Here is a 13,015-nt window from a genome sequence, read left to right as displayed (position 1 = left end):
AGGTCGTCTATGCAATGTCATCGTATCGAAGAGCTGCTGGAGCTGCTGCAGCCCGCCTGGATCAAGGATCAGGATCTCAGCCTGGTGCAATTCATCGCCAAACTGGCGGCGGAGGCCGGCTATGAGGGCGCCCTGTCCGAGCTGACCGACGACATGCTGATCTACCACCTCAAGATGCGCGAATCCGACAAGCAGGCGATGATCCCGGGCCTGGCCAAGGATCATGTTCCTGACTTCAAGGAAGCCCTGCTCAAGGCCCGCGGCATCAAGTAACCCGGCCGCCGGGTTGCCGGGAGAGGAAGGTTTCAAGAGAATCTCCAAAAAGGTCCATAGTCAACTGGCTATGGGCCTTTTTTGTTGCCTGAAATTGCGACGGCACTCGAACTATAGATACATTTAACCCACACAATTAGCAGGCTGTTTAAGATATAATCGGCTTCATAACAATATGAGTGGAGCTATGTGCTGCAATGGCCGACCAGGACAAGATCGATATCAAGGATGTGACCGACAAGAACGTCACCGGGACCTTCAATCCCCACACGTTCAAGGCGGGCGATGACAGGTTCAATCCCGGCAACCGCATCTACGTCAGGTCCCAGACCGGCTACTGGCAGCGGGTGCGCAAGGCCATGGGCTGGTTCTTCGTCGCGCTCTTCGTCACCCTGCCCCTGCTGCGCTACGACGGCCGCCAGGCGGTGCTGTTCGATCTGGAGCATCAGCAGTTCCACATCTTCGGCGCCACCATCTGGCCGCAGGATCTGACCCTGCTGGCCTGGGTCTTCATGATCGCCGCCTTCGCCCTCTTCTTCGTCACCACCTTCCTCGGCCGGGTCTGGTGCGGCTATCTCTGCCCCCAGACGGTGTGGACCTTCATGTTCATCTGGTTCGAGGAGAAGCTGGAAGGCGCCGCCAACAAGCGCCGCAAGCTGGATGCAGCCCCCTGGAGTGGCGAGAAGCTGGCCCGCAAGGGCGCCAAGCACCTGGCCTGGATCCTGCTGTCCCTGGGCACCGGCCTCACCTTCGTCGCCTACTTCCAGGATGTGTTCCAGCTGGTGCCTGACTTCTTCACCCTGCAGGCGAGCGGCTGGGTCATCTTCTGGGTGATCTTCTTCGCCGCCTGTACCTACGGCAACGCCGGCTGGATGCGCGCCATCATGTGCATCCACATGTGTCCCTATGCCCGCTTCCAGTCCGCCATGTTCGACAAGGACACCTACATAGTCGGCTACGACACCAAGCGCGGCGAGACCCGTGGCGCCCGTGGCCGCAAGGCTGATCCCAAGGCGCTGGGGCTGGGGGACTGCATCGACTGCGACCTCTGCGTGCAGGTCTGCCCGACCGGCATCGACATCCGCGACGGCCTGCAGTACGAGTGCATCAACTGCGGCGCCTGCGTCGATGCCTGCGATCAGACCATGGATCGGATGGGCTATCCGAAGGGGCTGATCAGCTACACCACAGAGCACAAGCTGGCCCACAACCAGACCCATGTGGCCAGGCCCAAGCTGATCGGCTATGGCCTGGTGATGGTCGTCATGCTGGGGGTCTTCGTCTACAACGCCATGTCCATCATGCCCATGGGGCTCGACATACTGCGGGATCGCAACCAGCTGTTCCGGGAGAACAGCGAGGGGCTCATTGAGAACACCTATACCCTGAAGATCCTCAACAAGACCCTGCAATCCCAGACCTATCAGCTGGATGTGGAAGGGCTGCCGGAGCACCAGTGGTTCGGCCCGCGGGAAGTGACGCTCAAGCCAGGGGAAATCTTCACCCTGCCGGTGAGCCTGGCGGTGGATCCCTTCAACCTGAAGCGGCCGACCCTGGATGTCCAGTTCGTGCTCAAACGGGAAGGGGCCGCACCGGACGACAGCAAGGGCACCCTGCGCCAGCCCAGCAAGTTTATCAGCCGGCTCTGAGGGGCCGTCTCTGGCGGCCGATCCTGCGTGCCACGGGCGTCCGTGGCACGCCCCGGATCGGGATCATGGGCGGCATTGATCGGCTATCTCGGATAGAATGGGGCGCAACAGCGCCCCTTTCTTATGGTGGATGACATGCGTTTCAACTATTCCGACCTCAATCCCGACCTCATCATGGATGCGATCGATCTCAGCGGCCTGCGCATCGACTCCGGTCTCATCGAGCTCAACAGCTATGAAAACCGGGTCTACCAGTTTCAGGATGAGGATCGTCGCCGTTACGTGGTGAAGTTCTACCGCCCCGGTCGCTGGAGCCGGGCCCAGATCCTCGAGGAGCACGAGTTTGCCGCTCGCCTGCGTGAGACGGAGATCCCGGTCGCCGCCCCCATCGCCTTTGCCGGCGAGACCCTGCTGGATCATCAGGGTTACCCCTTCGCCATCTGGCATAGCGTCGGTGGCCGCCAGTTCGAGGTGGACAACCTGGATCAGCTGGAGTGGGTGGGGCGCTATCTCGGTCGCATCCACAGGGTCGGGGCCAGTCACTCCTTCCACCATCGCGTCCAGCTGGACGTGGAGAGCATGCTGCACGAGCCGCGTCAGCTGCTGGCGGCAGGAGAGTGGGTGCCGAGCGGCCTGGCCAAGCAGTTCTTCGGGGTGCTCGACGAGCTGATCCGCCATGTGGGGGACGCCATGAGCCTGGACGTGGCGCGGATCTCCCTGCACGGGGATTGCCACCCGGGCAACATACTGTGGCGTGACGGCCCCCTGTTCGTCGATCTCGACGACTGCCGCACCGGCCCCGCCATCCAGGATCTATGGATGATGTTGAGCGGGGAGCGTCACGAGCAGCAGATCCAGCTCGACACCCTGCTGGCCGGCTACGAGGAGTTCATGGAGTTTGACCCGCGGGAGCTGGCGCTGATAGAGCCGCTGCGAGCCATGCGCATAGTCCACTACATGGCCTGGCTGGCCCGGCGCTGGGAGGATCCCGCCTTCCCCCGTCACTTCCCCTGGTTCAATACGGATCACTACTGGCGCCAGCAGATCGCGACCCTGCACGACCAGCTGGAGGCGCTCAAGGCGCCGCCCCTGACGCTGATGCCGAACTGGTAAGCCAGACGGATCGCGGTACCCGCAGTACGGCCAGCAGGATGCGCTCCAGGCACTGCTGCTGACGCTGATGCCGAACTGGTAAGTCAGACGGTTCGCGGTACCCGCAGTACGACCGGCAGGATGCGCTCCAGGCACTGCCGCTGACGCTGATGCCGAACTGGTAAGGGAAGCGGAGTTCGGCCAACTGGCGGTGCTCCGGGCCGCTGATGCCAGCCGGGAAAGCCCCGGCAACCCGGCCCAGGATGCCGGGGCGAGGGGCTCGCCCACCCGCCTTTGCCATTGACGGCGGGAGGGTGACGCAATAGGCTTGGACTGCTTCGGTTCGCCGGGCGTGCCTCACAGTGATCCCTTAACAGGAAACGTCATGAAAAAAGTACTATTTTTCCTCGCTGCCATGCTGATGATCCCCATGGTTCACGCCGCCCCGGAATTCAAGGAAGGCGTCAACTATGACGTGGTCACCCAGACCGGCAGCGCCCAACCTGAAGTGCTGGAGTTCTTCTCCTACTTCTGCCCTCACTGCGCCAAGTTCGAGCCGATCGCCGAAGATCTGAAGAAGAGCCTGCCGGAAGGCGTGCCGATGAAGAAGAACCCGGTGGCCTTCCTGGGCCGTGAGATGGGCCCGGAGATGCAACGCGCCTATGCCGTCGCCAACCTGCTGAACGTCGAAGGCAAGCTGACCCCGGTCATCTTCGACAAGATCCACACCCAGCGTCAGGTGCCGCAGAGCCGTGCCGACGTGAAGCAGATCTTCGTGGACAACGGCGTACCGGCCGAAGAGTTTGACGGTGCCGTCGACAGCTTCGCCGTCTCCGGCATGGTCTCCCAGTTCGATCGCAACACCGAGAGCTACAACGTGCGCGGTGTGCCGGCCTTCCTGGTGAACGGCAAATACATGGTGAAGATTGAATCCATCACCTCCCAGGAGCAGTTCAACCAGCTGGTGAAATTCCTGCTGGCCAAGAAAGACTGACCTCTCCGGAGTCGATAAAAAAGCCCGCCGGTGCGAACCGGCGGGCTTTTTGTTGTCTGCTGTTCCTGTTCACACCCCGACGTGGAAGGCCTGCTTGAGGTTGCGGATGAAGTCCGCGTCCCGGCAGAGGGTCTTGCCCGGGCTGTCGGAGATCTTGGCAACCGGGCCGCCGTTGCACTCCATCAGCTTGAAGACGATGTTCATCGGGCTGACGCCGGGCAGATCGCAGGTGAGCTTGGTGCCGATGCCGAAGCTGGTGTTGATGCGGCCACGGAAGTGGCGCAGTAGCTCGACGGCCTTGTCGAGGTTGAGACCGTCGGAGAAGACCAGCGTCTTGTCCTTGGGATCTATGCCGAGCCGCTGGTAGTGGCTGATGGCCTTCTCGCCCCACACCACGGGGTCGCCGGAATCGTGGCGCAGCCCCTGATAGCGGCTGGCCAGCTCGAAATCGAAGTCGCGCAGGAAGGCATCCATGGTGATGCAGTCGGTCAGGGCTATGCCCAGGTGGTTGGTGAACTCGTCGAGCCAGCTGATGAGGGCGGCCCGCTGGCTGTGTTCCAGCGGGAAGCCGAGCTGCTGGTGGGCCTGGAACCACTCGTGGGCCTGGGTGCCCACCGCCGGCAGCCGGTACTTCTGGGCCAGCTGGTAGTTGCTGGTGCCCCGAAATGCCGGCAGCCGCTCCTTGAGGCGACCCACCACCGCATCCTGCACGGCATGGGAGAAGCGGCGGCGAGTGCCGAAGTCGATGAGGTTGAACTCGCTCATCTCCTCGGGGCTGAGTTCCCGCTCCAGCTTGTCGATCTTCTGATCCAGCCGCGCCAGGGCCTGGCTCACCCCGAACTGGGGATAGCGGAAGCGGTTGCGCATCTCGCTGATGATGGCGAGCACCGGGATCTCCCACAGGATCACGTCCTGCCAGGGCCCCTCGACCCGCACATTGATGCGGCCATCCTGCTCGAATACCTTGAGCAGGGAGGCATCCAGCGGCTTGCGGCGCAGGTGATCGAGGTAATCGGCGGTGAAGAAGGGGCGCTCGGCCAGGAAATCGAGTTCGGGTTCGGTCAGGCGCAGGGAGCCCGCGAGGCGCAGCTGCTCCTCGATCTCACCCATCATGGGCAGCAGATCTTCCTCGTTGCGGCTGTGGAACTCGGCCACCACCTCGGCATCCGGGTAACGATGGAACACCGCCTGCTGCATGTGCAGCTTGTAGGCGTCGGTGTCGAGCAGGCTGGTGAGGATGGGTGGCATATCAGACTCCCCGCAGGCGGGCGAACGCCAGCCGCATATGTAGATTGCAGGCGCCGGTATCGGGTTGGCGGGAAAAAATGGGTGACATATCAGGCGTCCAGCAGGCGTTGTACATCGACCAGGGTCTGGGCCAGTTCGGCGCCGGCCTCGGTCATCCGGGTGCGGGCCTGGGCCACAGTCTCTGGCGCTATGCCACGGCAGGCATCGAGATGGACGATCACCCGGAAACCGGCGCGGCGCAGCTGCAGCACGCTGGTCTTGACGCAGTAGTCGGTGGCGAGGCCCCCCACCAGCACTGTGCTGACCCCCCGTGCTTGCAGGAATTCGATAAGCCCGGTGCTGCGCCGCTCGGCCAGGTCATGGTAGCAGGCGCCATAGGGATGCAGGTCCGGCTCGACCCCCTTCCAGACGAAGAAGTCATAGTCGATGGGGGCGGGCAGGCCATCGAGCAGTTCGAAGCCCGGGGTGCCCGGCACGCAATGGGCCGGCCAGGTGAGATCGGCGTTGGGCAGGTCCAGCGGTTGCAGCATGGCGGCGGGGTTTGTCACGACCCAGGCGGCGTTCGCTGGGTGGGCGTCCTTGCTGCCGACTCGCAGGCTGGCGAGGGCGGCCTGCGCGTTGAGAGCGGCCACTATGTCAGCCCCGCCCGCGACGGGCAGCTCGTTCGGGCAGAGGGGCGTGAATCCCTTCTGCGCATCTATATCCAGGCTGGCGATGGTTCCCATGGGTGGCTCCTGCACATAATATTCTTGTGATATTATCTACCAAACATTATTAGAAGGCGAGCAGGTCGACCAGGATGCCGAGAATGAGTCTGGATATGGTGGTGCTGCGGTTGCACGAGGAGCGGCTCGAGCTGCTCCTCGAGACCCGGGATCGCCCTCCCTTTAGCCACTGCTGGCAGCTGCCGGCCCTGCGCATCGACGAGACCCGGGATCGGGATCTGGATGCCGCCCGTCACCGCCTGCTGGGGGAGTGGGGGCTGGGTCATTGCTACAGCGAGCAGGTCTGTACCCTCGGCAATCTGGAACGGGATCCCCGTGGCTGGTCCACCACCCTGGTCTATCTCTGTCTGGTGGAGCCGGAAGCGGAAGCCGTGCGAGGTCATTGGCACCCGCTTTCGGCCCTGCCTGGCCTCGATCTTGCCTTCGATCACGGCCAGCTGGTCGCCATGGGGCTGGAGCGGCTGCGCATCAAGAGCCGCTACAGCACACTGCCGCTGCAACTGCTGGGAGTCGAGTTCACCCTCTCCGAGGTGCAGCGGGCGTTCGAGATAGTCCTGCAGACCCCCATGAACACGGCGGCGTTTCGCAAGCGGATCCATCGCGCCGACATCCTGGTGGATACCGGCCGCAAGCGCACCGGCAAGCAGAGGCCCGCCATTCTCTACCGGCTGGAGAACCCCTGCTGCGTGATGTTCGATCAGGTGATGCACGGCGCGGAAGCATAAGCCGGTGCCTGCGAAAGCCGGATTGTCGCCCGATAGCGGGTCTGGTGCGCGGGCACCCTCACACAGGGAGTGACAGCATGGGAGAGACGGGAATGCACAAGGTGCTGGTGAGTGCCTGCCTGCTGGGCCAGCCGGTGCGTTACGACGGTCAGAGCAAGGGGATCGTCAGCGACTGGCTGAAGGCGCTGGGGGCCGAGGGGAGGGCGCTGGCGTTCTGCCCCGAGGTGGCGGGCGGCTTGCCGACCCCCCGTCCACCCGCCGAGCGGCAGGGCGAGCGGGTGCTGACCGAGAGTGGACTGGATGTGACGGCCGAGTTCGATCGCGGCGCCGAGCTGGCGCTCGGGCTCTGCCTGGCACAGGGCATTCGCTTTGCCCTGCTCAAGGAGGGGAGCCCCTCCTGCGGCAGTGGTCGCATCTACAACGGCCACTTTGAAGGCGTCTCCATGGCGGGAGAGGGCAAGACCACGGCCCTGCTGCGCCGTCACGGCATTCAGGTGTTCAGCGAGGATCAGTTGCCCGAGCTGGCGTCGGCCCTCTCCCTGGCGGCCACCGCAGCGGGCTCCTGAGCTTGCTGCCACTCTTCCAGAACCTCGTCCTTCTCCTGCCAGCGCTGGTTCAGCCAGGCCTGAAAACCGCGCTTGAACTGCTTGTCGTTGAAGTAGTCCCCCACCAGCGCCTCATCCACCGGCAACTCCTCGATACGCACCTGAATGCGCTTCATCCGCCCCATCAGGAAGTCCTTGAACGGTGTTTCGCTGTTGTCCGGATAGCGGATGGTGACGTTGATCAGGCTGTCGAACTGCTCCCCCATGGCCGCCAGGGTGAAGGCGAGCCCCGCCGCCTTGGGGGGCATCAGGTGGCGGTAGCGGGAACGGGTCGCCTCTCGCTTCGCCTCGGTGAAGCGGGTCCCCTCCACGAAGTTGATGACTGTGGTGGGGATGTGGCGAAACTTCTCGCAGGCGTGGCGGGTGGTCTCTATGTCCTTGCCCCTCAGGTGCGGGTTGCGCAGCAGAAACTCCCGTGAGTAGCGGCGCATAAAGGGCATGTCGAGCCCCCAGCAGGCGAGCCCCAGCAGCGGTATGTAGATGAGCTCGTGCTTCATGAAGAACTTGGGCACCGGCAGCCTGTCCCGGAACAGGTGGCCCAGCACCACTATGTCGGTCCAGCTCATGTGGTTGCTGATGATGAGGTACCAGCCATCCTTGCGCAGCCGGGTCTCATCCTCGAGCTGCCAGTCGATGCGGGTGGTGAGGCGGATCACCAGGGCGTTGCAGCCCAGCCACAGCCTCATGAAGCCATTGTTGAGCCGGCTGCAGGCACGGCCTAAGGCCGGGATGGGCAACAGCAATTTCCCTAGGGAGACCAGCAGGATCAGGCTGGCGCACAGGGCGGTGAACAATATGGTCAGGCCGGCGCTGATGAGCAGCACCAGGGGGCCGGGGAGCAGGCTTAGCATGGGTGTCGTTTACTGCGTCTTGTCCGCCAGCAGCTGACCCAGGGTCTGGTCTTTCTCGCGCCAGATCCCGTTCAGCCACTGTTGAAACTCTTGTTGGAACTCGGGGTCATTGAAGTAATCCCCCACCAGATTGCGTTCGATCGGCAGAAAGCGGACCCGAACCTTGATCTCCTTGACCCGACCGCACATGAAGTCCCAGTAGCTGGGGATGCCGCCCGGATAGGCGATGGTCACATCCACCAGCTTGTGCAGTTGATCCCCCATGGCCGCCAGGGTGAAGGCGATGCCGCCAGCCCTCGGGTGCAGCAGGTGGCGATAGGGCGCGCCCTGTTTGTCGTGCTTGTGGGCGGTGAAGCGGGTGCCCTCCACGAAGTTCATCACACTCACCGGAATGTGGCGGAACTTGGCACAGGCCTTGCGCGTCGTTTCTATGTCTTTTCCCTTCAGATGCGGCTTCTTTTCCAGCAAGCTGCGTGAATATCGCCGCATGAAGGGGAAGTCCAGAGCCCACCAGGCCAGACCGAGAAAAGGTACCCAAATCAGTTCTTTCTTGAGGAAAAACTTCAGGAAGGGAATTTTTTGATTAAAAATCCGCTGCAGTACCAGTATGTCGACCCAGGATTGATGGTTGGCAACCACCATATACCACTCATTCCGGCGCCCTTTGTCCACTCCGACCACCTCGAAAGGGGTTCTGATGATGATTTTCTGGATCAGGTTGTTGAAACCTATCCAGCAGCCGGCACAGCCGTCCAGCAGGGCGTTGCAGAGGGTGCGCCAGCCCTTGAGCGGCAGCAGCAGCTTGACGAGGCCGAGCAGCAGTATGGGGACAAACCAGAAGAGGGTGTTGAGGAAATAGAGCAGGGTCGAGAGGCAGCCGCGCAGCCGCTCTATCAGCTTGTTGTGCATGAATCGGATCCGTTTTCGTGTCTGTGGGTGGCAACCAGGTGGTCAGATCTGTGGCCATAATATCAGCCGATCCGGCGCTAGACCATGAATGCACCGCATTGACGCCGGGATCTCCTCGCCATCATGTCGCGATCACTGGCCGCTGCGCAGTCGTGACAGCAGCCTGTCCATGGCCCTGTAACCGAGCGCCTCGATGAGATGCTCCTTCTCGATGGCGGGGCACCCCGCCAGATCCGCTATGGTGCGCGACACCCGCAGTATGCGGTGCCAGGCGCGGATGCTGAGCCCCAGCTTCTGGATGGCGTTCTCCAGAAATTCGGCATTTTGCGGCGATAATCGGCAAATATCCTCTATCTCACGACTATCAAGCAGGTTGTTGAGTTTGCCGTTGCGGCTTTGCATGCGCTCCCGCGCTGCCAGTACCCGATCGCGGATCTGCCGGCTAGACTCCCCCCGCTCCGCCTTGCCGGTCAGGCTCCCCTTGGGCAGCAGCGGCACCTCCACCGTCAGATCGAACCGATCGAGGAAGGGGCCCGAGAGCTTGCCGAGGTAGCGCAGTATCTGATCCGGGCTGGAGCGGGTCTGGCCGTCCCCGTAGTGGCCGCAGGGGCTGGGGTTCATGGCGCCCACCAGCTGGAAACGGGCGGGGAAGTCCACCTGGCGGGCGGCGCGGCTGATGGTGATGTGGCCCGTCTCCAGCGGCTCTCGCAGGGAGTCCAGCACCTTGCGTTCGAACTCAGGCAACTCGTCGAGAAACAGCACCCCGTTGTGGGCCAGGGAGATTTCCCCTGGCCTCGGGTGGCTGCCGCCCCCCACCAGGGCCACCGCCGAGGCGCTGTGGTGCGGCGTGCGATAGGGCCTGTGATGCCAGTGACCGGCGCGGGGGGTGAGGCCGCCGATGGAGTGGATGGCGGCGGTCTGCTGCGCCTCCTGCTCGCTCAGCGGCGGCAGTATGCCGGGCAATCGGCTCGCCAGCATGCTCTTGCCGGTGCCGGGCGGGCCGATGAACAGCAGGTTGTGGCTGCCGGCGGCGGCGATCTCCAGCGCCCGCTTGGCCTGGGACTGGCCGATCACGTCCTGCAGATCCGGCACGTCGGGCAGGGCGTCCGTGGTCTGGGGCTCCGGCAGGGGCAGCTCGTACTGACCCGCCAGCCAGGCGGTGACGGCCAGCAGCTGGTGGGCGGTGCGCACCTCGGCATCCTGGATGAGGGAGGCCTCGGGGCCGTTCTCTCGCGGTACCAGCAGGGTGCGCCCCGCGTCGCGGCAGGCGAGCACGGCGGGCAGCACGCCGAGCACGGGACGGATCTCGCCGGTCAGGGCCAGCTCCCCTAAAAATTCGTGATCGAGCAGGTATTTTGCAGGTATTTGCTTGGAAGCGGCGAGAATGCCGATGGCGATGGCCAGATCGAAACGGCCTCCCTCCTTGGGCAGATCGGCGGGGGCCAGGTTGACCGTGATGTGCTTGGAGGGGAACTCGAAGTTGCCGTTGAGCAGGGCGCTGCGCACCCGATCCCGCGACTCCTTCACCGAGGTTTCCGGCAGGCCCACCATGTTGAAGGCGGGCAGCCCGTTGGATAAATGGACTTCCACCGTGACTTGCGGCGCCGCGATCCCCAGGCTGGCACGGCTATAAACCACAGCTAATGACATAAATCCCGTCCTTGGTTTGATGTATGTGCTGGTTAACCGTTTTTTATTAGTTTTTTGTTCCAGAGAGCAGCTTGCCGAACAGTCAAAATCAGAGTCTTGTCAGGTAAAAAATGCTTGCCCAATAAAAATCACCGTGCTAGTTCTAATAGCCATTCGCGGTGCAAACCGTCCCCATTTCACAGGATTTCCGGTTGTAACTATGAACATGGCCTCCCGTTTCGTCAGCATTATTGTGGTCCTAGTGGTGATTATTATCTCACCGCTCGGGGCTCGTTTAGCTGCACGGAACAAGGGATAGACCCACCACCGGACAGAACGAAACAAGCGACCCCCGAGCCTCACGGCCCGGGGGTTTTTTTTCGACCAAAGGACAGGATTTTCCACATGAACGGCGCGCAGTTTTTGGTACAGGCTCTCAAGAAACAGGGTGTGACCCAGGTGTTTGGTTACCCGGGCGGGGCCATCATGCCGGTCTACGACGCCCTGTATGACGGTGGCCTGGCCCATCAGCTCTGCCGCCACGAGCAGGGTGCCGCCATGGCCGCCGTGGGTTATGCCCGCGCCTCCGGCCAGGTGGGGGTCTGCATCGCCACCTCGGGCCCTGGGGCCACCAACCTGGTGACCGGCCTGGCGGAGGCGCTGCTCGATTCCGTGCCCCTGGTCGCCATCAGCGGTCAGGTGCCTTGCGCCGCCGTCGGCACGGATGCGTTTCAGGAGGTCGACGTGCTCGGCATGTCCCTCTCCTGCACCAAGCACTCCTTTATGGTGACCGATGCCGCCGATCTGGGTCGGGTGCTGGCGGAAGCCTTCGCCATCGCCATCGAGGGGCGTCCGGGTCCTGTGCTGATCGATTTTCCCAAGGATGTGCAGCTGGCCGCCGTGCCGACCCAGAGCCCGCTGTTTGCGGTGGAGGAGCCCGAGCCCCTCAATCCGGCCGAGCTGACCCTGGCCCGCACCCTGCTGGCCGCCGCCGAGCGCCCGGTGCTCTATGTCGGCGGTGGTGTGGGCATGGCCAATGCGGAGCAGCAGCTGCGGGACTTTGCCGCCGCCACCGGCATGCCGGCGGTCACCACCCTCAAGGGGATAGGTGCCCTCGACCCCGACAGCCCCGCCTACCTCGGCATGCTCGGCATGCACGGCACCAAGGCCGCCAACTATGCGGTGCAGCAGTGCGATCTGCTGGTGGTGGTGGGCGCCCGTTTCGATGATAGGGTGACCGGCAAGTTGGAGGAGTTCGCTCCCGAGGCCAGGGTGATCCACCTGGACGTGGATGCCGCCGAGTTCGGCAAGCGCCGCGCCGCCGACGTGGGCATCACCACGGATCTCAAGCGGGTGTTGCCCGCCCTGGCCATGGCGCTGGCGATCGATCCCTGGCGTGAGCACTGCGCCGCCATGGCTCGCGAATATGCCTTCCGCTACGACCACCCCGGCCAGCCCATCTATGCCCCGGCCCTGCTCAAGCAGCTCTCGGCCCGCCTGCCGGACACCAGCGTGGTGGCCTGCGACGTGGGTCAGCACCAGATGTGGGTGGCCCAGCACATGCGCTTCACCAGCCCGCGCAATCACCTCTCCAGCGCGGGCCTCGGCACCATGGGCTTCGGCCTGCCCGCCGCCATCGGCGCCAAGATGTCGCGCCCGAATGACGAGGTGGTGCTGGTGAGCGGTGACGGCTCCTTCATGATGAACGTGCAGGAGCTCGGCACCATACGCCGGGCCCAGCTCAAGGTGAAGATGGTGCTGATCGACAATCAACGCCTCGGCATGGTGCGCCAGTGGCAGGAGCTGTTCTTCGACGGTCGCTACAGCGAGACCATCCTCTCCGACAACCCGGATTTCATCGCCCTGGCCGCCGCGTTCGGCATCCCGGGCGAAACCATCACATGCAAGGAGCAGATAGCCGGTGCACTCGATCGCCTGCTGGCAAGCGAGAGTGCCTACCTGCTGCATGTGGCCATTTCAGAGGAAGAAAACGTCTGGCCCCTGGTTCCGCCGGGAGTCGCCAACCACAAGATGATGGAGCAACGCCCATGAAGCAGCACAGCTTTCACCAACACACCCTGCATATCCACGCCCAGCCCAGACCCGAAGTGATGGAGCGGGTGCTGCGGGTGGTGCGTCACCGTGGCTTCGCTCTCTGCGCTCTGAACATGGAGCAGGATTGCCAACAGCTGCGGATCACGGTTACTGTCGAGTCGGAGCGTCCCATCCAGCAGTTGTGGAGCCAGCTGGTCAAGCTGGTGGATGTCTCCCGGGTCGATGCACTGGAACAGCAACCCCGGATCAGCGCTTAAGGA

General features: G+C 63.3%; 13 protein-coding genes. 8 read left to right on the top strand and 5 right to left on the bottom strand.

Annotation, left to right across the window (positions count from 1 at the left end; all coding sequences use genetic code 11):
- Nucleotides 1-9: 9 nt before the first annotated feature.
- From AC3WR3_RS14245 to AC3WR3_RS14230, 4 genes are all read left to right on the top strand, one after another.
- Nucleotides 10-273: a YihD family protein gene (locus tag AC3WR3_RS14245; RefSeq protein ID WP_139438101.1), complete on the top strand. Its 264-nt coding sequence runs from the start codon at nt 10-12 to the stop codon at nt 271-273.
- 197 nt (nt 274-470) lie between these two features.
- Nucleotides 471-1,922, top strand: a complete 1,452-nt coding sequence (gene ccoG / locus AC3WR3_RS14240; RefSeq protein WP_139438098.1) for a cytochrome c oxidase accessory protein CcoG — start codon at nt 471-473, stop codon at nt 1,920-1,922.
- 123 nt (nt 1,923-2,045) lie between these two features.
- A complete protein-coding gene (locus AC3WR3_RS14235; protein ID WP_492292156.1) occupies nt 2,046-3,035 on the top strand; it encodes a serine/threonine protein kinase in 990 nt (329 codons plus the stop codon).
- A gap of 364 nt (nt 3,036-3,399) precedes the next feature.
- Nucleotides 3,400-4,008 (top strand): thiol:disulfide interchange protein DsbA/DsbL, encoded by a 609-nt coding sequence (locus AC3WR3_RS14230; RefSeq protein WP_139438094.1) that lies wholly within the window; start codon nt 3,400-3,402, stop codon nt 4,006-4,008.
- Nucleotides 4,009-4,077: 69 nt separating this feature from the next.
- Here AC3WR3_RS14230 and pncB read toward each other — a convergent pair whose 3' ends face one another.
- Nucleotides 4,078-5,256, bottom strand: coding sequence for a nicotinate phosphoribosyltransferase (gene pncB, locus AC3WR3_RS14225; protein ID WP_247627583.1), 1,179 nt, complete (start codon nt 5,254-5,256; stop codon nt 4,078-4,080).
- A gap of 89 nt (nt 5,257-5,345) precedes the next feature.
- Nucleotides 5,346-5,981: a nicotinamidase gene (locus tag AC3WR3_RS14220; protein WP_492292155.1), complete on the bottom strand. Its 636-nt coding sequence runs from the start codon at nt 5,979-5,981 to the stop codon at nt 5,346-5,348.
- Nucleotides 5,982-6,055: 74 nt separating this feature from the next.
- Here AC3WR3_RS14220 and AC3WR3_RS14215 point away from each other — a divergent pair, with 74 nt between their 5' ends.
- Both AC3WR3_RS14215 and AC3WR3_RS14210 read left to right on the top strand, forming a co-directional pair.
- Nucleotides 6,056-6,706: an NUDIX hydrolase gene (locus AC3WR3_RS14215; RefSeq protein ID WP_492292154.1), complete on the top strand. Its 651-nt coding sequence runs from the start codon at nt 6,056-6,058 to the stop codon at nt 6,704-6,706.
- A gap of 77 nt (nt 6,707-6,783) precedes the next feature.
- Nucleotides 6,784-7,272 (top strand): 2-thiouracil desulfurase family protein, encoded by a 489-nt coding sequence (locus tag AC3WR3_RS14210; RefSeq protein ID WP_492292153.1) that lies wholly within the window; start codon nt 6,784-6,786, stop codon nt 7,270-7,272.
- Here the strand turns inward: AC3WR3_RS14210 and yihG (AC3WR3_RS14205) are convergent.
- The 3 genes from yihG (AC3WR3_RS14205) to AC3WR3_RS14195 form a co-directional block, all read right to left on the bottom strand.
- Nucleotides 7,215-8,162, bottom strand: a complete 948-nt coding sequence (gene yihG / locus AC3WR3_RS14205; RefSeq protein WP_492292152.1) for a 1-acylglycerol-3-phosphate O-acyltransferase, YihG family — start codon at nt 8,160-8,162, stop codon at nt 7,215-7,217. The two genes, AC3WR3_RS14210 and yihG (AC3WR3_RS14205), sit on opposite strands and share 58 nt — an antisense overlap.
- 9 nt (nt 8,163-8,171) lie before the next feature.
- Complete coding sequence (gene yihG, locus AC3WR3_RS14200) at nt 8,172-9,071, bottom strand: 1-acylglycerol-3-phosphate O-acyltransferase, YihG family (protein WP_492292151.1); 900 nt, start codon at nt 9,069-9,071, stop codon at nt 8,172-8,174.
- A 132-nt stretch (nt 9,072-9,203) separates the two neighbouring features.
- Nucleotides 9,204-10,721, bottom strand: a complete 1,518-nt coding sequence (locus AC3WR3_RS14195) for a YifB family Mg chelatase-like AAA ATPase (protein WP_492292150.1) — start codon at nt 10,719-10,721, stop codon at nt 9,204-9,206.
- 384 nt (nt 10,722-11,105) lie between these two features.
- On the opposite strand from AC3WR3_RS14195, the gene ilvG reads away from it, so the two are divergent.
- Together ilvG and ilvM are read left to right on the top strand one after the other, a co-directional pair.
- Nucleotides 11,106-12,752: an acetolactate synthase 2 catalytic subunit gene (gene ilvG / locus AC3WR3_RS14190; protein WP_492292149.1), complete on the top strand. Its 1,647-nt coding sequence runs from the start codon at nt 11,106-11,108 to the stop codon at nt 12,750-12,752.
- Nucleotides 12,749-13,012 carry an acetolactate synthase 2 small subunit gene (ilvM, locus tag AC3WR3_RS14185; protein WP_139438078.1) on the top strand — a complete coding sequence of 88 codons (264 nt, stop codon included), beginning with the start codon at nt 12,749-12,751 and terminating at the stop codon, nt 13,010-13,012. Before ilvG ends, ilvM begins: the two co-directional genes overlap by 4 nt.
- Nucleotides 13,013-13,015: the final 3 nt, after the last annotated feature.

The sequence above is a fragment of the Aeromonas sp. EU05-FHT14A05 genome (assembly GCF_058791175.1).
The sequence above is the reverse complement of the archived record's forward strand: the minus strand, read 5'-3'. Positions and strand labels throughout refer to the sequence as shown.

What these genes read in the sequence shown, in the direction of transcription:
- AC3WR3_RS14245 (WP_139438101.1), top strand. Translation starts at nt 10, where the DNA reads ATGCAATGTCATCGTATCGAAGAGCTGCTGGAGCTGCTGCAGCCCGCC.
- ccoG (WP_139438098.1), top strand. Translation starts at nt 471, where the DNA reads ATGGCCGACCAGGACAAGATCGATATCAAGGATGTGACCGACAAGAAC.
- AC3WR3_RS14235 (WP_492292156.1), top strand. Translation starts at nt 2,046, where the DNA reads ATGGTGGATGACATGCGTTTCAACTATTCCGACCTCAATCCCGACCTC.
- AC3WR3_RS14230 (WP_139438094.1), top strand. Translation starts at nt 3,400, where the DNA reads ATGAAAAAAGTACTATTTTTCCTCGCTGCCATGCTGATGATCCCCATG.
- pncB (WP_247627583.1), bottom strand. Translation starts at nt 5,256, where the DNA reads ATGCCACCCATCCTCACCAGCCTGCTCGACACCGACGCCTACAAGCTG.
- AC3WR3_RS14220 (WP_492292155.1), bottom strand. Translation starts at nt 5,981, where the DNA reads ATGGGAACCATCGCCAGCCTGGATATAGATGCGCAGAAGGGATTCACG.
- AC3WR3_RS14215 (WP_492292154.1), top strand. Translation starts at nt 6,056, where the DNA reads ATGCCGAGAATGAGTCTGGATATGGTGGTGCTGCGGTTGCACGAGGAG.
- AC3WR3_RS14210 (WP_492292153.1), top strand. Translation starts at nt 6,784, where the DNA reads ATGGGAGAGACGGGAATGCACAAGGTGCTGGTGAGTGCCTGCCTGCTG.
- yihG (WP_492292152.1), bottom strand. Translation starts at nt 8,162, where the DNA reads ATGCTAAGCCTGCTCCCCGGCCCCCTGGTGCTGCTCATCAGCGCCGGC.
- yihG (WP_492292151.1), bottom strand. Translation starts at nt 9,071, where the DNA reads ATGCACAACAAGCTGATAGAGCGGCTGCGCGGCTGCCTCTCGACCCTG.
- AC3WR3_RS14195 (WP_492292150.1), bottom strand. Translation starts at nt 10,721, where the DNA reads ATGTCATTAGCTGTGGTTTATAGCCGTGCCAGCCTGGGGATCGCGGCG.
- ilvG (WP_492292149.1), top strand. Translation starts at nt 11,106, where the DNA reads ATGAACGGCGCGCAGTTTTTGGTACAGGCTCTCAAGAAACAGGGTGTG.
- ilvM (WP_139438078.1), top strand. Translation starts at nt 12,749, where the DNA reads ATGAAGCAGCACAGCTTTCACCAACACACCCTGCATATCCACGCCCAG.